14 protein-coding genes are annotated in these 20,166 nt (G+C 69.0%); 9 read left to right on the forward strand and 5 right to left on the reverse strand.

The annotated features are described in order from the left end of the window. Window positions 1-184 precede the first annotated feature (184 nt). Both AQJ84_RS06220 and AQJ84_RS06225 read right to left on the reverse strand, forming a co-directional pair. On the reverse strand, window positions 185-871 hold the full coding sequence (locus tag AQJ84_RS06220) for a SigE family RNA polymerase sigma factor (RefSeq protein WP_053190764.1): 687 nt from the start codon (window positions 869-871) through the stop codon (window positions 185-187). Continuing rightward, a complete protein-coding gene (locus AQJ84_RS06225) occupies window positions 868-2,430 on the reverse strand; it encodes a sodium:solute symporter family protein (protein WP_053190762.1) in 1,563 nt (520 codons plus the stop codon). Before AQJ84_RS06225 ends, AQJ84_RS06220 begins: the two co-directional genes overlap by 4 nt. 168 nt (window positions 2,431-2,598) lie before the next feature. On the opposite strand from AQJ84_RS06225, the gene AQJ84_RS06230 reads away from it, so the two are divergent. The 3 genes from AQJ84_RS06230 (at window position 2,599) to AQJ84_RS06240 (ending at window position 5,435) form a co-directional block, all read left to right on the forward strand. Further along, on the forward strand, window positions 2,599-2,820 hold the full coding sequence (locus tag AQJ84_RS06230) for a DUF3311 domain-containing protein (protein ID WP_030041572.1): 222 nt from the start codon (window positions 2,599-2,601) through the stop codon (window positions 2,818-2,820). A gap of 276 nt (window positions 2,821-3,096) precedes the next feature. Continuing rightward, complete coding sequence (locus AQJ84_RS06235; protein ID WP_037803215.1) at window positions 3,097-5,250, forward strand: carbon starvation CstA family protein; 2,154 nt, start codon at window positions 3,097-3,099, stop codon at window positions 5,248-5,250. Further along, window positions 5,247-5,435, forward strand: a complete 189-nt coding sequence (locus AQJ84_RS06240; protein ID WP_030041574.1) for a YbdD/YjiX family protein — start codon at window positions 5,247-5,249, stop codon at window positions 5,433-5,435. Before AQJ84_RS06235 ends, AQJ84_RS06240 begins: the two co-directional genes overlap by 4 nt. 73 nt (window positions 5,436-5,508) lie before the next feature. Here AQJ84_RS06240 and AQJ84_RS06245 read toward each other — a convergent pair whose 3' ends face one another. The 3 genes from AQJ84_RS06245 to AQJ84_RS06255 form a co-directional block, all read right to left on the reverse strand. Continuing rightward, window positions 5,509-7,164: a purine-cytosine permease family protein gene (locus AQJ84_RS06245; protein WP_030041575.1), complete on the reverse strand. Its 1,656-nt coding sequence runs from the start codon at window positions 7,162-7,164 to the stop codon at window positions 5,509-5,511. 482 nt (window positions 7,165-7,646) lie between these two features. After that, complete coding sequence (locus AQJ84_RS06250) at window positions 7,647-8,138, reverse strand: nucleotidyltransferase domain-containing protein (protein ID WP_030041576.1); 492 nt, start codon at window positions 8,136-8,138, stop codon at window positions 7,647-7,649. 185 nt (window positions 8,139-8,323) lie between these two features. Then, window positions 8,324-10,885 (reverse strand): glycoside hydrolase family 32 protein, encoded by a 2,562-nt coding sequence (locus tag AQJ84_RS06255; protein ID WP_059198803.1) that lies wholly within the window; start codon window positions 10,883-10,885, stop codon window positions 8,324-8,326. 540 nt (window positions 10,886-11,425) lie between these two features. Between AQJ84_RS06255 and AQJ84_RS06260 the strand changes: the two genes are divergently transcribed. From AQJ84_RS06260 to AQJ84_RS06285, 6 genes are all read left to right on the forward strand, one after another. After that, window positions 11,426-12,433 carry a LacI family DNA-binding transcriptional regulator gene (locus AQJ84_RS06260; protein ID WP_030041580.1) on the forward strand — a complete coding sequence of 336 codons (1,008 nt, stop codon included), beginning with the start codon at window positions 11,426-11,428 and terminating at the stop codon, window positions 12,431-12,433. A gap of 407 nt (window positions 12,434-12,840) precedes the next feature. Then, window positions 12,841-14,139, forward strand: a complete 1,299-nt coding sequence (locus tag AQJ84_RS06265; RefSeq protein WP_030041581.1) for an extracellular solute-binding protein — start codon at window positions 12,841-12,843, stop codon at window positions 14,137-14,139. A 48-nt stretch (window positions 14,140-14,187) separates the two neighbouring features. Continuing rightward, complete coding sequence (locus AQJ84_RS06270) at window positions 14,188-15,174, forward strand: carbohydrate ABC transporter permease (RefSeq protein WP_030041582.1); 987 nt, start codon at window positions 14,188-14,190, stop codon at window positions 15,172-15,174. Between the two features lie 6 nt (window positions 15,175-15,180). Beyond that, the gene (locus AQJ84_RS06275; RefSeq protein ID WP_037803218.1) at window positions 15,181-16,068 is read left to right on the forward strand and encodes a carbohydrate ABC transporter permease; all 888 of its coding nucleotides are present in this window, start codon (window positions 15,181-15,183) and stop codon (window positions 16,066-16,068) included. A 167-nt stretch (window positions 16,069-16,235) separates the two neighbouring features. Then, window positions 16,236-18,533: a glycoside hydrolase family 3 N-terminal domain-containing protein gene (locus tag AQJ84_RS06280; protein WP_030041584.1), complete on the forward strand. Its 2,298-nt coding sequence runs from the start codon at window positions 16,236-16,238 to the stop codon at window positions 18,531-18,533. 100 nt (window positions 18,534-18,633) lie between these two features. Beyond that, the gene (locus AQJ84_RS06285; RefSeq protein WP_037803219.1) at window positions 18,634-20,106 is read left to right on the forward strand and encodes a glycoside hydrolase family 32 protein; all 1,473 of its coding nucleotides are present in this window, start codon (window positions 18,634-18,636) and stop codon (window positions 20,104-20,106) included. Window positions 20,107-20,166: the final 60 nt, after the last annotated feature.

The following is a 20,166-nucleotide window of genomic DNA, read 5'->3' on the forward strand; positions in this document are numbered from 1 at the left end:
GCGTTCCGATACGTGGCGTCCTGACGCGCCGAGTCCTGACCCCGCACGCCTTGTGCCCGCAGGTTCTGTCCCCGCACGTCTTGTGCCCGCAGGTTCTGTCCCCGCACGTTCTGTCCCCGCAGGTCCTGACCCCGCACGTTCTGTCCCCTCGGGTCCTGTCCCGTCCGGTCCGCAGAGGTGTCGTTCATCGCCGGGCCCCCATCACCTGGCTCAGCGCGGCGATACCGCGCGAGGTGTGTGTCTTGACCGAACCGCAGGAGATCCCCATCGCGGCGGCTATCTCGCTCTCCTTCAGCCCGAGCCAGTGGCGCAGCACGAGCGCCTCGCGCTGCCGTGCCGGCAGGTGCTGAAGCGCCTCGATCAGCACCCGCTGGTCGTCGTGCAGCAGCGCGGTGCTCTCCGCCGACGCGACGACCTCGCCCGACGGGGGCGGGTGCTCCACGTGCTTCCGGGCGACCTGGAGATGCCGTATGCGCATACGCGTCAGGTTGCACACCGTGGAGCGCAGATACGCCTCCGCAGCCCCCGGCTCCCGCAGCCGGCGCCACTTGCGGTAGATCTGGTAGAACGCCTCCGCCACCACGTTCTCGGGGTCGTCGGCGCCCAGCAGCACGGCCAGGCGCAGCATCGACGCGTAGTGCAGTTCGAAGAGACGGGCGAGGGCGGCCTCGCGCTCGATGTCCGCGGGATCGCTCGCCGCGGGGGAGAGCGGCCCGTCCTCCGGGCCCCCGGGCGGCGCGACCGTCGGCTCTTCGACGGCGGGGGCGGGGACGCGCGGCTCGGTGACGGCGGGCGTCGGGATGCGCGGCTCGGTGACGGCGGCCGGGGCGGCCTGTGCCACCGTCGCACCGGTGTGCTGTCTGCGTCTCACGGGTTGCTCGCTCCCGTCTCAGGGCGCCGCCTGACGGTCAGGCGGGACGGTAGATCGGTGAGGTCGGCGCCGCGCGGGACGCCGAGACGTTCCAGTGCCGCGGTGCCGGCCACGGCGACGGTCAGGTTGAGCACGAGGGCCACCAGGCCCGCGTAGACCTCCAGCGACGGCTGCCCGGACCCGAAGGACACGACGGACGAGAACCCCTCCCGCACCACGAGGAACGTCCCCGCCGCCATGCCCACCGCCCAGCCGGCCAGCAGGGCGCGCGGATGCAGGCGGCCGGTGAACAGTCCGACCGCGACCGTGGGAAAGATCTGCAGGATCCACACGCCGCCGAGCAGCTGGAGGTTGATGGCGTCCTGGTCGCGCAGCCCGAACACGAACGCGACCGCCCCGACCTTCGCGGTGAGCGACACCGTCTTGGCGATGCGCACCTGCCGCTTGGGTGTGGCGGTCGGCTGGACGTACTCGACGTACACGTTCCGTACGAAGCTGGTGGCGGCCGCGATCGACATCACGGCGGCCGGCACCAGCGCGCCCACCGTGATAGCGCCGAACACCAGCCCGGCGAGCGGCGCCGGCATCAGCCGGTCGACCAGCATCGGCACGGCCGCCTCGGCACCCCCGTCCGGCGCCCGCACCCCGGCCGCGAGGGCCGCGACGCCGAGGAACCCGAAGAGAGCGAGGAGCCCCGTCCACGCGGGCAGCGCCACGGACACCTTGCGCAGGGTGCGCGGCGAGTCGGCGGCGAACCCCGCGGTCAGGACATGCGGGTACATCAGCAGGGCCAGCGCGGAGCCCAGCGCGAGGGTGGCGTACGCGGGCTGCTGTTCGGGCGACAGGAGCAACGCGGAGTGGGCCGCGTCCGTACCGTCGAGCCGCCGGGCCGCGCCGTCGAAGACCGCACCGGGCCCGCCGAGCCGCTCCAGCACCAGCCAGCACACCGCCGTGAGCGACACGAACACGGCCACCGCCTTGAGCGCGGAGATGACGGCGGGCGCCCGCAGCCCGTGCCGGTACGTCGCCACCGCGAGCCCCGCGAACAGCGCCACCATCACCAGGTCCCCGGCCGCACCGCGCGGATAGATGCCCCCGGCGGTCAGCACCGCCCGGATGCCCAGCAACTGCAGCGCCAGATAGGGCATCGTCGCCAGGATCCCGGTCAGCGCCACCACCAGGGCCAGCGGCGGCGAACCGTACCGACCGCGCACGAAGTCGGCGGCCGTGACATAGCCGTGCCGCCGGGCCACGGCCCACAGCCGGGTCAGCAGGACGAAGGCGAGCGGACAGACGATCACCGTGTACGGCACCGCGAAGAAGGCGGCCGCCCCGTTGCCGTACGCCAGTCCCGGGACGGCCGTGAAGGTGTAGGCGGTGAAGACCGTGCCGCCCAGCAGCAGCCAGGTCCACACCGGGCCCAGGCTCCGGTCGGCCAGTGCCCAGCCCTCCAGGGACGGCAGCCGCCCGCTGGGACGCAGGCGACGCGCGGTGACGGCCAGCAACGACGCCCCGCCGATCACGGCGAGGAACGTCGCGGTCATGGCGCCGTCCGCCATCGCTCACCGTCCTTGGTGTGTCTGAGCCCTTGCCGGAGAGTTGCGCGTAGGGCCCATTCCGATGACAGGGAACCGGCGGGAAATCTTCTGGAAATTCGCTGTCAACCGGTTCCCGAGGATGGGCAACTCTTGCACATACCGACAGCAAGCGGGAGAGGAGCGCAGGTCATGGCACTGACGGGTCATCCCCGGCTACGACGCGTCGTGATCGCGATGCTGCTCCTCGCGCCCGCGGTGGGGCTGCTGTCGGTCCCCTGGTACGCAGGTGCGAGCCCACGGCTCGCGGGAACGCCGTTCTTCTACTGGTACCAGCTCGCCTGGGTACCGGGGTGTGGTCTGTGCCTGCTCGCCGCGTACGCGCTGACCAGGCACGAACGCGACGACCCCTGATCCGCCCGGCCGATCAGACACGTACACCACCGTCTCTGACCTGGCCGATCAGGCACGAGCCCGACCGTCTCTGTTCCGGCCGATCAGACACGTACATCACCGTCTCTGACCTGGCCGATCAGGCACGAGCCCGACCGTCTCTGTTCCGGCCGATCACATACGCACACCACCACCGCTGATCCGAACGCCCGGGCACGAACACCCCGTCGCTGATCAGTACGCACCTTCCATCACGCATCACCCTCGAGGTGAGGAGCCGCCATGCCCATATCAGCCATGCCCGAATCCGCTCTCCCGGCGCCGGACGACCCGCCGCCCGCCCGGCCGCGTGCGACGCCCCGCACGATCCTGGTGTGGACCGCCGTGGCCCTGGTCGGCGCGATCGGCTGGGGCGTCCTCGCGCTGGCCCGCGGCGAGGACATCTCCGCGGTCTGGCTGGTGGTGGCCGCCCTCGGCTCGTACGCCATCGCCTACCGCTTCTACTCCCGCTTCATCGCACGGCGCGTACTGAAGCCCGACGACCGCAGGGCCACCCCCGCCGAACGCCTCGAGGACGGGGTCGACTTCCAGCCGACCGACCGCCGGGTGCTGCTCGGCCACCACTTCGCCGCGATCGCCGGCGCCGGACCTCTGGTGGGACCCGTGCTCGCGGCCCAGATGGGGTACCTGCCCGGAACCCTGTGGATCGTCGCCGGTGTGATCTTCGCCGGGGCGGTGCAGGACATGGTCGTGCTGTTCCTGTCGATGCGGCGGGACGGCAAGTCGCTGGGGCAGATGGCCCGCGAGGAGATCGGCAGGGCGGGCGGGGCCGCGGCCCTGATCGCCGTGTTCGCCATCATGATCATCCTGCTCGGGGTGCTGGCCCTGGTCGTGGTCAACGCGCTCGCCCACTCCCCGTGGGGCACCTTCTCGGTCGCCATGACCGTCCCCATCGCGCTGTTCATGGGCTTCTGGCTGCATCGTATCCGGCCCGGCAGGGTCGTCGAGACCAGCCTCATCGGTGTGGTGCTGCTGCTGCTCGCCATCGTCGGCGGCAGCTGGATCCAGGAGTCGTCGCTGGCCGACACCTTCACCCTCAGCCCGACCACCCTCGTCTTCTGCCTCATCGGATACGGCTTCGTCGCCTCCGTGCTGCCGGTGTGGATGCTGCTCGCGCCGCGTGACTACCTGTCCACCTTCATGAAGATCGGCACCATCGCGCTGCTCGCGGTCGGCGTCGTCGTGGCCGCACCCGTGCTGCGCGCCGACGCGGTCAGCGACTTCGCCTCCTCGGGCGCCGGACCGGTCTTCGCGGGAGCGCTGTTCCCGTTCCTCTTCATCACCATCGCGTGCGGAGCGCTCTCCGGCTTCCACGCACTGGTCGCCTCCGGGACCACCCCGAAGCTGATCCAGAAGGAGTCCCAGGTCCGCATGATCGGCTACGGCGCCATGCTGATGGAGTCGTTCGTCGCGATCATGGCGCTGATCGCCGCGGCCACCCTCGAACCGGGCCTGTACTACGCGATGAACGCACCCGCCGGGCTGCTCGGCACGACGGCCGAGTCGGCCTCTCACGCGGTGGCCGGCCTCGGCTTCACCATCACCCCCGACCAGTTGACGCAGGCGGCCAAGGCGGTGGAGGAGCAGACCCTGATCGCCCGCTCGGGCGGAGCGCCGACCCTCGCCGTCGGCATGTCGGAGATCTTCTCCGGGGTCTTCGGCGGCACCGCGATGAAGGCCTTCTGGTACCACTTCGCGATCATGTTCGAGGCGCTGTTCATCCTGACCACGGTCGACGCGGGCACCCGGGTCGGACGCTTCATGCTCCAGGACATGCTCGGGAACGTCTGGAAGCCCATGGGCCGGGTCAACTGGAAGCCGGGCATCTGGCTGTGCAGCGGACTCGTCGTCGCCGCCTGGGGCTACTTCCTCTACACCGGCGCCACCGACCCGCTGGGCGGGATCAACCAGCTCTTCCCGCTGTTCGGCATCGCCAACCAGCTGCTCGCCGCCATCGCCCTCACCGTCTGCACCACGGTCCTCGTCAAGTCCGGCCGCCGGCGCTGGGCCTGGGTCACCGGGGTCCCGCTGGCCTGGGTGGTCGCCATCACGTTCACCGCCGGCTGGCAGAAGATCTTCTCCGACGACCCCCGCGTCGGCTTCTTCGCCCAGCGCACGCGGTACGCCGACGCCATCGACGCCGGTCAGGTCCTGCCGCCCGCCAAGACCCTCGACGACATGCACACCGTGGTCACCAACTCCACGGTCGACGGCGTCCTCATCGCCCTGTTCCTGCTCCTGGTCACGGTGGTGATGGTCAACGCGGCGGTGGTCTGCGTGCGCGCCGTACGGTCCCCGGTCCCCCTGCCGACGACCGAGGCGCCGTACGTCGAGTCCCGTATCGAGCTGCCCGAGCAGGCCGCCCAGCCGCTGGCGGGAGCCCGCTCATGACGGTCCCGCGCTGGGCCCGGGCCGTGCGCTGGTACCTGCGCGAGCTGACCGGCGAGGCCGAGTACGACCGCTACTGCGAACGTCACCGGCGCCGGCACCCGCACGCCCCGGTCCCCACCCGGCGCGAGCACGAGGCACTGCGCACGCTGCACCGGGAGAACCACCCGCAGAGCCGCTGCTGTTGACGGACGGTCGTGTGAAGCCGGGTTGCCGGGCGGTGGGAGGGCGATCGGGCCCTCCCACCGCCCGGCACCCGGTTCAGACGGTGGCCGGCTGCCCCGGCAGTACGTGGTCGCCGACCTTGTCGGTGCTCAGGCACAGCGAGCAGACGTGCGCGCCGTGCGTCTGGCAGGCGGTCAGGTCCGGGCGCTCGTAGCGCTGGTGGCAGACGTGACAGTCGTACGTCGTCGCGCTGGGGTTGCCGTCGGCGTCGAGCAGGGGCTCGTCGATGCCGTCGTCGGCGCGGCGCAGGTAGTACCGGCCCTTGGTGACGACGGCCATCAGCGGGGTGAGGACGAAGGCGATCACGGCCGCGGCGACGGGGGAGTACGGCTGGAGGGTGTCGCCCAGCGCGTGGAAGTACATGGCGATCGACAGACCGGAGGCGGCGACGAAGGCGACGACACCGACCGGGTTGACGGCGTAGAGCATGCCGCGGCGGAACTCCGGCTGCAGCGGGGAGAGTTTGAGCAGGTACTTGTTGACACCGATGTCGGTGGCCACGGTGACGACCCAGGCGATGGCGCAGTTGGAGTAGAAGCCGAGGATGTCGTTGAGGAAGCTGAACATGTCGGCTTCCATCAGGGCCAGCGCGAACCCCAGGTTGACCAGGACGAAGACCATACGGCCGGGGTAGTGCCTGGTGACGCGGGTGAAGGAGTTGGTCCACGCCAGGGAGCCCGAGTACGCGTTGGTGACGTTGATCTTGATCTGGCTGATCACGACGAGGGCGACGGCCAGCGGGAGGACGAGCCAGGACGGCATCATCGTGTCGAAGGCGCTGCGGAACTGCTGGATCGGCTCGGGCGCCGCGGCCGGGCCGACCTTGGCCAGGATGTAGACGGCGAGGAAGACACCGATCGCCTGCTTGAGCGCGCCGAGCACCACCCAGCCGGGACCGGCCATGATCACCGCGGTCCACCAACTGCGCTTGTTCGCCTCGGTCTTGGGCGGCATGAAGCGCAGGTAGTCGATCTGCTCGCCGATCTGGGCGATCAGGGACAGACAGACACCCGCGCCGAGCAGCACGGAGGCGGTGTTGACGCCGCCCTCGCCGTCGGTGCCCGCGTAGGAGAGGAAGCGGTCGACGGTGCCCGGGTCGGTGGCGACGAGGTAGACCAGCGGGGCGACCATCAGCACGAGCCAGACCGGGGTGGTCCACACCTGGAGCTTGCTGAGCGCCTTCATGCCGTAGATCACCAGCGGGATCACCATCAGCGTGGAGACCAGGTAGCCGAGCCACAAGGGCAGTCCGAGGCCGAGTTTGAGGCCCTGGGCCATGATCGAACCCTCGAGGGCGAAGAAGATGAAGGTGAAGCTGGCGAAGATGACGCTGGTCAACACCGAGCCGTAGTAGCCGAACCCGGAGCCGCGGGTGATCAGGTCCAGGTCGATGTTGTAGCGGGCGCCGTAGTACGCCAGCGGGAACCCGGTGACGAAGATGACGACCGCGGCGACGGCGATCGCCACGAGCGCGTTGCCGGTGCCGTGGGCCAGTCCGATGCCGGCGCCGATGGAGAAGTCGGCCATGTAGGCGATGCCGCCGAGTGCGGTCGTCGCCACGACCATCGGGGTCCAGCGCCGGTAACTGCGGGGAGCGAAGCGGAGGGTGTAGTCCTCCAGCGTCTCCTTGGTCGCCTGACTGGTGGGGGAACTCGGTGGCCTGGCTGTCTCAGATGTCTGAGCGGTACTCATGGTCAGCCCTTCGGGGATGCGGCGCTGCTGAGTTGGGGGGGGGACCCTGGGCTTCAGAGACACGGGCGTCCGGCCGCGGGCCTGCGGTGTTTCGGCCGCGCGCCTTCGGTGTCCGGCTGCGTATACAACTCTGAATCCACGAGCGCACACGCTAGAAACCGCTTGTTTCCCAGCGGGCCTCGGATGGTGAACGACGTGTTTCCGGGCTTCATCGCGAGCGCGCGTGACGGCGGTCGGTAGTTGGCCCCGAGACGGTCTGTGATCGCGACCTTCGGTCATCCGAGGAGATCGCCGTGTGTCGCAGATCAGCGGCTGCTCTTCTTGATGCGTGCGTGCGAGAGCCGGGTGCGGTCGGAGCGGTGCGGGCTTGAGGACTTGATCGAGCCGTACGCGATCGCCGATTCCGTTTGATCGGTAGTTGGCGGTTCGGAGACCGTGAGCCGTGACTCAACGTGGGGAGGCTCTCCGCCCGCCTACGTGGATCAGAAGTGCGTTGTGATGCCGTAAGCGCGCCGGAGTTGTGCCATGTCGTGACGATCGCGTTCCGAGGGCTCGTAGCCCTGGTGGAAGTAGACCTGCTGTTCGGCGGACAGGCACGCGACTGACGTCCCATGGATGGTGCCCGTCACGAAGCACGAGGACGGGTAGGTGAACGGACGCTCGGGTTCGGGTGACGCCTGCACTGCTGAGCCGTCGTCGGCGAAGACCAGCGGGTGAAGGTCAATCTCTCGTCCGTCCGGTGCCGTCACGACGAATCGGATGGGTCTCCAGTTCAGGGTCTCCACGAAACCGACCTCATGGAGGGCCGCCACCACGACGTCTTCCTGGTCCTGCCGGTGCATCAGGTCCAGGTCCCGGTGGGTTCGCGTCTGCTCGCCGACCAGAGCGTCGATCCCCCATCCTCCACCGATCCAGACGTCCGCATTCGCCTGTCGTAGCAGGGCCAGGACGAACAACACGTCTTCAGCTGTCATCACCTGACCCAGGCTAGAAGCGTCCGCCCAGTGCCGCGAACGTTTTCCTGTCAGCCTTCCGCTGGCTGGTGGTGGCGGGGGCGAGCGAGGGGAATGCCTCCACGTCGCCCTCTTGGCGCCTGCTTCGCCGAATGCCGTGCGCCGGAAGCCGCTACCGGCCGACCGGCGCAAGGACCCGCGGCTCGTCACCGCCAGATGGACTGCAGATGCCACGCCTGTATGTGGTTGAGGGTGGCGGTGCCGCCTTCGGCGAAGACCTCGACGCCGGTGCTGGAGGGGTCGGGGAAGATCTGGTCGGTGATCACGGCCTCGCCGTTGCCGCCGAAGACCTCGACGGAGGACCAGTCGACGAGGATCCGCAGTTTGACCTTGCCGTTCTTGGGCTTCAGGGGTGCGGTCTGGACGCCGGGGAAGGTGCTGTTGAAGTCCCCGGCACCGGAGCGGGTGCGGTCGACGTACAGCTCCTGCGTTGTGGTGTCGTAGCCGATGACGGTCTCCTCGCCGCCTGCGCCGGTGCGTACCTTCAGGCCGAAGCGGTCGGCGTCCTTGGGGGAGAAGGTGGCCTCGATGTCGAGGGCCTTGCCGTTGGCCGTGGGGCCGATCAGGGGCTTGGAGGTGCTCTTGACGGTGACGTCGGATGCGGTCGCCGCCGGGCGGTTGTGCCGGAGTGACTCCAGGCTGCCCACCGGCTTGCTGGTCAGCCGGATCCGGCCGTTGATCGTGCGCAGTGCCATTTCCCGGGGAATGCTCTGCGCGCTGCGCCAGGGGGAGGTGGGGATGGATTGGCCGTAGTCCCAGTTGTTCATCCAGCCGATCATGTAGCGCTTGCCGCCGGGTGCGTTCTCCCAGGACACGGCCGCGTAGTAGTCCTTGCCGTAGTCGGTCCAGTCGGCGCGCTGTACGACGGACTTGGCGGGCTTGCCAGCGGCGGTGAACCGGTCGGCCATGACGTGGCCCCAGCCGGCGGTGTTCATGTCGCGGATCTGGATCTGCGCCTTCTTGCCGACGTACGGGCGCATGTCGAAGGATGCCCAGTCCAGGCTCTCGCTGTCGGCGCCGGTCGCGCTGCGGACGACCTGGCCGTCGACGATCAGGTTGACGGACGTCTCCTGGGAGACGCGCGGGGCCTTGCTGTCGGACAACATGATGTGGTCGACGTTGAGGTGGCCCCAGCCGCCGCTGTTGTTGTCGACGATCTTGATGTGCGCCTTCTTGCCTGCGAGGTCGCCGACGTCCCACGAGTCCCAGTTGAGGGCCTCTCCGTCCTTTCCGGTGGAGCTGCGGACGACCTGGCCGTCCACGAGGAGCTCGACGGCGGTGGGGTTGTCGGAGTCGGCGGGGTGGTTGCCGCCGCCGATGAGGAAGTTGATGTGCTTCTTGTCGATGGTGAACTCGGGCGATGTGAGTGTGCCGGTGGTCGAGTCGCCGTTCAGGAAGGTGTTGGCCAGCCCGTCTCCCAGGAAGCCGGAGACCTGCCCCTGGTCGGGGAGGGTGCCGTTGGCCGGTGCGGTGCCGAAGGCGTCTCCGGTCGCCGTCCAGTCGCCGTAGGTTCCGCCTTCGAAGTCGGCGAGGACCGTGCCCTCTGGCGGAGTTCTGTCCATGACGGTTCCGGCCTCGTGCGGATGCCGCCCGCCGCCGACCTTGAAGTTCAGGTAGGGGCTGTCCACGGTGAACTCGGGTGAGGTGAGGGTGCCGGTGGCGCCGTCACCGCCATGGAAGCTGTTGGCGAGGCCCTGGCCGTCGAAACCCGTGACGGCCCCCTGCCAGTCCACCGCCCCGGTTGCCGGCCCCTGGCCGAACGCGGTGCCGGTGGTCGTCCACTCACCGAAGCCGGTGCCCTCGAAGTCCTGCACCACCGTGCCGGTGGGGGGTGTGTAGCTGCCCTTGTCGTCTGCGGTGAACTTCTTGCCGTCGAAGTCGCCGATGAAGTACTGCGAGCCCGAACCCCCCGCGATACCCCCGGGGTTGATGTTGACGACCAGCACCCACTTGATGTTCTTCTTGTCGCCGTCGACGGCGAGGGGGAACAGGTCGGGGCACTCCCAGACGCCGCCCGTCGCGCCCTGCGGCCCGAACTCACTCTGCAGCTTCCAGTCCTTGAGGTTCTTGGACGAGTAGAACTGCACTTTGTGCTCGGCGGACAGTGACACCGTCATCAGCCAGCTCTTGGTCGGCTCGTACCACTGGACCTTGGGATCGCGGAAGTTGTTGGAGCCGATGTCGATGACGGGATTGCCCTGGTACCTGGTCCAGGTGCGGCCCCGGTCGGTGCTGTAGGCGATGGACTGGGCCTGCTTGCCGCCGTTCTTGTAGGCGCTGGTGTAGATCGCCACCATGGGCGGGTTGTTCTTCGTGCCGAAGCCGGTGGTGTTGTTCCAGTCGACGACCGCGCTGCCGGAGAACACCATCTCCTCGTCGTCGTGCGACAGGGCGAGCGGCAGCTCCGTCCAGTGCACGAGGTCCGTGCTCACCGCGTGCCCCCAGGACATGTCGCCCCACGAGTTCCCGTTCGGGTTGTACTGGTAGAAGAGGTGGTACTCGCCCTTGTAGTACACGAGGCCGTTGGGATCGTTCATCCAGTTCTTCTCCGGCGTGAAGTGGAACTGGGGCCGGTAGGTCTCGGAGTACGGCGGGGTGTCGGCAGCGACGGCCTGGGGGACCAGTGGGGCTGCGGACAGGGCGCAGACGGTCGCCACCGCCGCCATCATCCGTATGCGGGCATGCCGGGATACGCGTGCAGAGCTCATGGTGTCTCCTAGTCCCGCGGCTCGTCGGCGCAGCACTGACTGCGGCCCCGGCGCGGACGGACCGAAAAGTGACATCCCAGCGGCGTCGACGTCCACGCAGCCGACTGGGGTGTCAGCGACGACGAATGTCATCGATGACAGCGAGTGCCCGATTATGAAGCGCAATCCGGCCAGTGCGTCAACGGTGCGGGCGTGATTGCTCCGGTTCGGCCTGCGGTCCGTCGGGCATCGTCGACGGTCGCGAACCGCATCAACGAGTTCGCCCATGACGGGTTGGGGCCGCAAACGCGCAGGTCAGAGTGGTGAATCGGGTGGCAACTGGCAGGTTTCCGCAGCGCCGTGCGAGACCGAGACCGGTCGCGTTAACGAGTTGTTTCCGGGGTGTTGACCGGTAGGGCCTCGCGGTGCTTCACTTCCGGGACCGGTACCGAAACCGGTTCCGGGACCGATATCGGTACCGGTTGCACGGGTCTCTGTACGATCAGGTCCTTCGGTGCGGGAGGATGTCTTCCGCCTCTGCAGGAAGGGAGGGGAGGTGACATGGGAGTCACTATCGCCGACGTGGCCACGCGGGCCGGGGTCAGCAAGACGACGGTCTCGCGGGTGCTGAACGGCAAGGGCGAGATCAGCGAGGACACCGTCTCGAAGGTCCGCAAGGCGATCTCGGAGCTCGGCTATGTGCCGAGCGCGGGGGCCGTGGGGCTGGCACGCGGCACGACCCAGATGATCGGGATGCTGGTCCCTGACCTGGCCTGGGCCTGGGCCGGCATAGTGCAGGCGGTCGTCGAAACGCTGGAGGCCGAGGGCTTCGGGCTGCGGATGCTGACCTGGAACCGCGGTGAGGAGTCACTGCGCAGGCTGGGCCTGCAGGTCGCTGCCAAGTCGTTCGACGGGCTGCTGGTGATAGAGCCCGAGGGGGCCCTGGGATCCATCACGGAACTGCACGAGGCCGGACTGCCGGTGGTGCTGATAGACGACCGCTTCCAGCGGCCGGGATTCCCCTACGTGGCCACCACCAACCGGGAGGGCGGTGAGCAGGCGGCGCGCCACCTGCTGGACATCGGTCGCCATCGCCCTCTGGTGGTGACCGGCCCTGACGAGTACGGGTGCACGCAGGAACGGCTGGGCGGCTTCGTTGACGCGTATGCGCAGGCCGGGATCGAATTGGCCCCGCGCAGAATCATCTGCGGCGAATTCCTGTTCGACGACGGCCGGAGCGCGGTGGCGCAAGCTCTCGCGGACGGCGTGGACTTCGACGCGGTCTTCGGACACAACGACCCCTTGGCGGCCGGCGTGATCGCGGCCCTGCACGAGGCCGGCCTCAAGATTCCGCGGGATGTCGCCGTGGTGGGGTTCGACGACGTCGAGGTGGCGTCGTACACCTATCCGGCGCTGACCACCATCCGCCAGCCGATGCGGGAAATGGGTGAGGCGGCGGCTCGTCTGCTGCTCGACCACGTGCGCAGATCGCCGGAGGCCGCTCCCTCGCGCATCGTTCCCACGAGCCTCGTGATCCGTGGCTCGACGTTAGAGCCGAGCTCGAACTGACGCGGCGTCATCGCGATGCGTAGGTGATGGCGCCTCGCGGCCGGGCGGTGCGTTGCCGGTGACGCACCGCCCCCGTCTCCTTGAAACCTCTCTCCTTGAAACCTAGGCGAACCTCTTCGGCCTCGCCTTCCTCACAACATCCGGCGGCTGCGCCTGCGTTCACGCGGCACCGCCCACCTGCACTTTCGCCCGCGCGTTTCCCCGATCCGGGACACCGAAGGGGCGCCTGGCACATCTCGCCCGGCCGCTACCCACTCCGCGTCGGACGCTCCCACCGCGACCCGCGAGGGACCGCCGCCGTCGTCCTCACAGACGCTGCCCACTCGTGGGCCGGCCCATCCGGGCGCCCGCCCCTTCCCACCCTTCGCCCCCCCCGCCTGTCTCGCTCAACGGCAAGGAGCCGCATCATGCGTATCACCACCCGTCACGCTGTCAGAACCGTCCAGACCCTGTGCGTCACCGTCACGGCAGCCCTCGTGGCCACCGGCTGCGGCCGGAGCGAGGATTCCGGCCCCGGCAACGACGCCCCGGCCAAGATCGGCGCGGGCAAGGCCAAGGGGACGGTGGTCATGTGGTCCATGGGCGACCCCGACGAAGACCTGAAGGAGCTGGCCAAGAAGTTCGAGCAGGAGAACCCGGACGCAGACGTCAAGATCACCGCGGTCCCGTGGGACGGTGCACACGACAAGCTGACCACGGCGATAGCCGGCGGCAACACACCGGACATGTCCATGGTGGGCAGCACCTGGATGGCGGAGATGGCAGCCTTGAACGGCTTCCAGGCCACCCCGGCGTCGATCAAGTCGTCGGACTTCTACCCCGGCCAGTGGGACACCACCAAGTACAAGAACACCTCCTACGGCATCCCGTTCATCGCCGACACCCAAGCGGTCTTCTACCGGACCGACATCACCAAGAAGGCCGGTATCAAGGGCGCCCTGGCCAGCGACCGGGCCGGGTACCTGAAGGATCTCAAGGCCATCCAGGCCACCGCCGGCAAGGAGAACCCCAAGCTGCGCCATGCCAGCGGGCTGGTGATGGGCTTCAACTCCTGGATTTTCTGGGTGCCGATGGTCTGGCAGCAGGGCGGTGACATCTACGACGCCAAGACCGGGAAGTTCACCTTCGACTCGCCCGAGGTCGCCAAGGCGCTGGAGGACTACGCGAGCGTCCCCAAGCAGGGCCTGGCGCCGACCGACAGGTCGGACAACGTGCAGGGCTTCCGCGACGGGCTGATCGCCGTTTACCAGGAGGGTGCGTGGGCCGGCGGCAGCCTCCACAAGGACGCCCCTGAGCTGGACGGCAAGTGGAAGACCATGCCGATGCCGTACACCAAGCAGCCCGCCGGGTTCGCCGGCGGCAGCGACCTGGCGGTGTTCAAGGGGGCCAAGAACCCCGACGCGGCATGGAAGTTCGCCCAGTTCCTGACCGAGCCCGCCAACCTCGCGACCTATTCCAAGGCCACCGGCAGCCTGCCTCCTTCACCCCAGGCGTGGACCGTGGGGAAGCTGACCGAGGACGAGAACTTGAAGGCGTTCGCCGAGCAGCTCGAGGTCAGCAAGGCGCCGCCCGCCATCACGACCTGGCAGCAGATCGCCGACACCATCGACTCCGAACTGGAGAAGCTGACCCTCGGCAAGGCCACCGTCGCCGAGGTGCAGAAGACGCTGCAGTCCAAGGCCACCAGCATCGGCACCGGCCGCTGAGCGCCGCCGCGTGAGTACCCCTCGTATGGACAACCCTCGCACGGACGGATGACATCCATGTCCACGAAAGCGCTCCCCGAGCGGGGCGGCACCCACGAGCAGGGCACCGCAGGGTCGGAACGGAGTGCCGATCGCCGGCACTCCGGGCTCCGGAGCACGGCGCGCGGCAGGCAGACCCGGGCCGCCTGGGTCCTCGCCGGCCCGTTCCTCGCGCTGTTCCTGGCCTTCATGCTGCTGCCGGTGGTGTGGTCGCTGTTGATGGGCCTGACCGACACCAAGAGCGCGGACCTGCGCACACCGCTGAACGTGTCGTTCGTCGGCTTCGACAACTACGTACGCCTCTTTGAGGACCCGCAGTTCTTCACGGCCCTGCGCAACACGGCCGTGTTCGTCCTGGTGGCCCTGCCCCTGACCCTGGCCGCCGGGCTCGCGGCGGCGGTTGCCCTCGACCGGGGCATCCGCCGCTTCCGGGCCGTCTTCCGGGTCGGCTTCTACCTGCCGGTGATCACCAGCATCGTGGCCGTCGCCGTGGTGTGGAAGACGCTCCTGGAACCTCGCGCGGGACTGGCGAACCTCGTCCTGGGCTGGTTCGGGATCGACGGTCCGGCCTGGCTGGCGGACACCCGTTTCGCCCTGCCGGTCATGATCGTGATGGCGGTGTGGCGCAACCTCGGCACGGTCATGATCATCATGCTGGCGGGTCTGCAGTCCGTACCCCAGTCCCTGATGGAAGCGGCCGAACTCGACGGCGCCGGGCCCTGGCAGCGGTTCTGGCGGGTCACCTTCCCGCTCCTGCGGCCGGCCCTGCTGCTGACCGCCGTGACCACCGGCATCGGCTATCTGCAGTTCTTCGACGAGCCGTTCGTGATGACCGACGGCGGACCGCTGGACTCCACCCTGTCGGCGACGTTGTACGCCTACAAACAGTTCGGCAACGGCAACTACGAGATGGCGTCGGCCGCCGGCTACGTCATCTTCGTCCTCATCGTCGCGCTGACCGTGCTGCAGTTCCGCGTGCTGCGAGAAAAGGACTGATGCCACATGAGCACCCTCTCCACTCTCCGAACGCCACAACCGGGCACGAACCGCGCCCTGAGGCGCCGCCGCATCCGCCAGAACTGGGGCCGGCCCTGGCTGTACATACCGCTCGCCGGCGCCCTGCTGCTGATGATCGCGCCGTTCCTGTGGATGCTGTCCGGCTCGTTCAAGCCCGAGGCCGACATCCGCAGGGTCCCGCCCGTCCTGATACCCACGGCGCCCACGACCGCCAACTACGGCGAGCTGTTCAGCACGCTCGACTTCACGAGCATGTTCGCCAACTCCGTGATCGTGGCCCTCGCCGTCACCGCGGGCAATCTCATCTTCTGCTCGATGCTCGGATACGCCCTGGCGAAGCTGGAGTTCCGCGGACAGCGCGCCGTCTTCCTGCTGGTCATGGGGACGCTCATGATCCCCGGCCTGGTCACCTTCGTACCGCTGTACGTGCTGGTGGCCAACATGCATCTGACCGGCTCCCTGCTCGGGCTGATCCTTCCGTTCCTGGCCACGCCCTTCGGGGTGTTCCTGATGCGGCAGTTCATCTCCACCCTGCCCGACGAACTGATCGACGCCGCCCGCGTCGACGGCTGCCGCGAACTGGCCATCTTCGCGAAGATCATCCTTCCGCTGACCAAGCCGGCCCTCGCCACCCTCGGGATCATCACCTTCCTCGGCTCCTGGAACAACTTCCTGTGGCCCTTGGTCGTCGCCCAGAACGAGAGCCAGTACACCCTCCCCGTCGGCCTCGCCCTGGCCAGCAGCGGACAGTCCTTCACCCGCTTCGGCATCCTGCTCGCCGGCGCCATGGTCGTCCTGCTGCCGGTGATGATCGTCTTCCTGCTCTTCCAGCGACAGTTCGTGGCGGGCATCGCCACCACCGGACTGAAGTGACACCCCGTCTCCCGCCCCGCCGCCCCATGCCGTACCGGTCCCGCCCAGAGCGGCGGACGGACGGCACGCGAGCCCCGCCGCGACGGGCGGCAAGGTTCGCGCGACGAAGCACTCACCGTCGCCCATCAACTCTCTGATCCGTGACGACTCATCTCTTGGAGCACACCGTGGGACAGCCGGTCCACTCTGCCGCGTACCTGGATCCGGAAGCGTCCGTGGAAGCGAGAACCGACGACTTGCTGTCCCGGATGACCCTGCCGGAGAAGGTCGGGCAGCTGCTGATGCTCGACGCACAACACGGGGACCTGGCGGACATCGTGTCGGCCAAGCTGGCCGGGGCAGTCCTGCATGTGTCTCCCGACCTCATGCCGCAGGCCATGGAACTGGCCCGGCAGACACGGCTCGGCATACCGCTGCTGACAGCCGACGACGGCATCCACGGCCACTCCTTCTGGCCGGGGGCGACCATCTTCCCGACCCAGCTGGCCATGGCCTGCACCTGGGACCCCTCCCTGCTCCACCGAGTCGCCCGAGCGGCCGCGGCCGAAATCGCGGCTACCGGAATCCACGGGACGTTCTCCCCGGTGCTGTGCATCACCCGGGACCTGCGCTGGGGCCGGATCAACGAGACGTTCGGCGAGGACCCGTTCCTCATCGGCGAACTCGGGGCGGCGATGGTACGCGGCTACCAGGGCGACGGCCTCAGCGACCCGACAGCCGTGCTGGCGTACGCCAAGCACTTCGCGGGCTACTCCGAAACCCTGGGCGGGCGCGACGCCAGCGAAGCCGATCTCAGCCCCCGCAAGCTGCGCTCGTGGTTCCTGCCCCCCTTCGAGCAGGCGGTACGGGCCGGCTGCCGCGGCTTCATGCTCGGCTACCAGTCCATCGACGGGGTGCCCATCACCGCGCATCAGTGGCTGATCAACGACGTGCTCAAGGGCGAGTGGGGCTTCACCGGGACGCTGGTGACCGACTGGGACAACGTCGGCCGGATGGTCTACGACCAGCGGACCTGCGCCGACTACGCCGAGGCGGCGGCGGTCGCCGTCAGCTCCGGGAACGACCTCATCATGGCCACACCGCAGTTCTTCGAGGGCGCCCAGGAGGCGGTCGCCCGCGGCCTGATCGAAGAGAAGCAGATCGATGACGCGGTACGGCGGGTTCTGCGGCTGAAGTTCGAGCTCGGGCTCTTCGAGGACCCCCGCGCCCCCGACCCCGAGCGGCAGGCGCAGGTGATCGGCTGCCGCGCACACGCCGACCTCAACCTCGAAACCGCCCGGCGCTCCCTGGTGTTGCTGCGCAACGAGGGGATCCTGCCCCTCGAGGGCGGACTGACCTCGGACGGGACGGGGCGCGGCGTGAGCCGGGACAGGCCGCGGACGATCGCGGTCATCGGCCCCAACTCCGACAGCACGGAAGCCATGCTCGGGGACTGGGCGGGCGCCTCCGGTCAGGTCCCGTGGATGCCCGAGGGACATCCACGCGAGTCGGTGGAGACGGTGCTCGACGGCCTTCGTGCCATCGCACCGGCCGACTGGACCATCACGTACGCCCGCGGAGCCGACATCGAAAGCCCCGTATCCGACTCCGAGTGGGCCCTCGGGCCCGACGGCCAACCGCAGCCGACTGTTTTCACCCCCGCCCCGGTCGACCAGGCACAGCTTCGGGAGGCCACCGCCGCCGCGGAGGCCGCCGACTACGCCGTCGTGGTCGTGGGGGACACCATCGCCCTCACCGGCGAGGTGCGCTCCACGGCCACGCTCGACCTCCAAGGCGGCCAGATCGCGCTCCTGGACGCGGTCGCCGCCACCGGCACACCGATGATCGTCGTACTGGCCCAGTCCAAGCCGAGCACCCTCCCGGAGTCGGCACTGAACGCGGCAGCCCTCATCGAGGCGTTCAACCCGGGCATGCGCGGTGGCCGCGCCATCGCCGAGCTCCTCCTCGGACTCGTCGAACCCAGCGGCCGGCTCCCGGTCTCCTTCGCACGTCACGTCGGACAGCAACCGGTCTTCTACAACCAGGTGCGAGGCCAGCACGGGAGCCGCTACGCGGATCTCACACAGGACCCCCTGTTCGCGTTCGGCGAGGGCCTCACCTACACCAAGGTCACCTACTCCGACCTGGTCGTGCACGCCCCGGAGGTCTTTGCCGACGGCACCGTCGACGCCACGGTGCGGCTCACCAACAGCGGCAGCCGCAGGGCCGTGGAAACGGTCCAGGCGTACGTCAGCGACCTGACCACCAGCGTCACCTGGGCCGAGCAGGAGCTGAAGGGTTTCACCCAGGTCGAAATACCTCCCGGCGAAAGCCTGGACGTCACCATCAACATCCCTGCCTCCCAGTGCTCTCTCGTCACCGCGGACAACCGCCGAGTGGTCGAACCAGGAGAGTTCGCACTCCGCGTCGGTCCCAACTCACGACGAGAGCAGCAGCTGAGCGTGAATTTCCGCATCCGGACCTGAAGGCCGCACACAGGCTTGAAGACCACCGCCCCGTCGGCCCGCCGCCCCGCCAACCAGAGGGCCGGCGGGGCGGTCCCCTGTCATACCGAAAGGCACGCGTGTGTCCACCCCACCCCGCGATCCACACTTCCCCGTCGCGCATCTGCGCCCGCCCCGCAACTGGATCAACGACCCCAACGGGCTGGTCTTCCACGACGGCCACTACCACGTGTGCTACCAGTACAACCCGCACGGAGCGACCCACGCCAACATGCACTGGGGCCACTTCCGCAGCCCCGACCTGCTGAGCTGGGAGCCGCTGCCGATCGCCCTGTCCCCGACCCCCGGTGGCCTGGACGCCGACGGCTGCTTCTCCGGTAACGCCGTCTCCGACGGCGAGCGGCTGGTCGCCTTCTACTCCGCGCACCGCGAGGACCGCTCGTTCCAGCACCAGCCGGTCACCCGCGCCGTCTCCCGAGACAGCGGCCGGACGTTCAGCCCGAGCGGTGAACTGGTCATCCCCGAGCTGCCCGAGGGCTGCACCATGTACCGCGACCCGTACGTCTGGCAGGACGGCGACGGCTGGCGGATGCTGGTCGGCGCCGCCCTCGCGGACGGCCGCGCCGCCGCCCTCCTCTACGACTCACCCGACCTGGAGAACTGGACCTACCGGGGGCCCTTCGCCACCCGCCATCCGGAGCCCGTCGGTGGCACCGACCTGCTCACCGGGGAGGGCTGGGAATGCCCGCAGTACCTCCCGGCAGCCGACGGACGCGGCGCCCTCCTCTTCAGCACCTGGACCGAACCCACCGGTCCGCAGAGGGTCGCGGCCCTGATCGGCGAAGAGCAGGACGGCCACTTCAAGGCGGGCTCAGCGGTGCCCGTCGACCACGGCCCCGACTGCTACGCCCCCGCCCTGCTGCGGGCACCGGGCGACCGGTGGCTGCTGTGGGGCTGGTCGTGGGAAGCCCGCGACGAAGCCTGGGCCGTCGCGGACGGATGGGCCGGGGTCCTCACCCTGCCCCGCGAGATCCACGTCCACGACGACGGCACACTGCGCCAGCAGCCCGCCAGCGAACTGCTCGCCCTGCGCGGCCGACACACCATCACCGCCACAGGCGCGACGCACGGCTCGCAGCCGGTGGACCTCGGCACCGTGGGCCGCGCCTTCGACCTGACGGCCCGTCTGGAGCCGACCGGAAACGCCGGCCTGCGGCTGCTCACCACCCCGGACGGCTCCGAGTACCTCGACATCCGTCTCGACGTGGACGCGGGCGAACTCGTCGTCGACCGTGACCACGCCTCACTGGACAGCCGGGCCCGCGGCGGCTCCTACCGGATGCCCTGCCCCTCCGGTCAGCCGGTCGACCTGCGCGTGGTCGTCGACCACTCCATCGTCGAAATCTTCCTGACCACCACCGGCCAGGTCCTCACCCTGCGCTTCTACCCCACAGGGCAGAGCCCGTGGCGACTTCAGGCCCGCAACGCACCGGGTGCGCGCCTCGGCTTCGCGGTCGACGCGTGGGAACTGCACCCGCTCGTGATCAAGGAACCGAGCACCGGCGCCGCAGAGCCGGCGCCGGCGTCGCCGTAGAACCGACTCCAACCCGTCGATCCCCCACCTCGGCAATGTGTCCCACCCCCTCTCCCCAGT

The sequence above is a fragment of the Streptomyces resistomycificus genome (genome assembly GCF_001514265.1).
Taxonomy (GTDB): Bacteria; Actinomycetota; Actinomycetes; order Streptomycetales; family Streptomycetaceae; genus Streptomyces; species Streptomyces resistomycificus.

What these genes read in the sequence shown, in the direction of transcription:
- AQJ84_RS06225 (WP_053190762.1), bottom strand. Translation starts at nt 2,430, where the DNA reads ATGGCGGACGGCGCCATGACCGCGACGTTCCTCGCCGTGATCGGCGGG.
- AQJ84_RS06235 (WP_037803215.1), top strand. Translation starts at nt 3,097, where the DNA reads ATGCCCGAATCCGCTCTCCCGGCGCCGGACGACCCGCCGCCCGCCCGG.
- AQJ84_RS06270 (WP_030041582.1), top strand. Translation starts at nt 14,188, where the DNA reads ATGACATCCATGTCCACGAAAGCGCTCCCCGAGCGGGGCGGCACCCAC.
- AQJ84_RS06250 (WP_030041576.1), bottom strand. Translation starts at nt 8,138, where the DNA reads ATGACAGCTGAAGACGTGTTGTTCGTCCTGGCCCTGCTACGACAGGCG.
- AQJ84_RS06275 (WP_037803218.1), top strand. Translation starts at nt 15,181, where the DNA reads ATGAGCACCCTCTCCACTCTCCGAACGCCACAACCGGGCACGAACCGC.
- AQJ84_RS06230 (WP_030041572.1), top strand. Translation starts at nt 2,599, where the DNA reads ATGGCACTGACGGGTCATCCCCGGCTACGACGCGTCGTGATCGCGATG.
- AQJ84_RS06245 (WP_030041575.1), bottom strand. Translation starts at nt 7,164, where the DNA reads ATGAGTACCGCTCAGACATCTGAGACAGCCAGGCCACCGAGTTCCCCC.
- AQJ84_RS06265 (WP_030041581.1), top strand. Translation starts at nt 12,841, where the DNA reads ATGCGTATCACCACCCGTCACGCTGTCAGAACCGTCCAGACCCTGTGC.
- AQJ84_RS06240 (WP_030041574.1), top strand. Translation starts at nt 5,247, where the DNA reads ATGACGGTCCCGCGCTGGGCCCGGGCCGTGCGCTGGTACCTGCGCGAG.
- AQJ84_RS06255 (WP_059198803.1), bottom strand. Translation starts at nt 10,885, where the DNA reads ATGAGCTCTGCACGCGTATCCCGGCATGCCCGCATACGGATGATGGCG.
- AQJ84_RS06260 (WP_030041580.1), top strand. Translation starts at nt 11,426, where the DNA reads ATGGGAGTCACTATCGCCGACGTGGCCACGCGGGCCGGGGTCAGCAAG.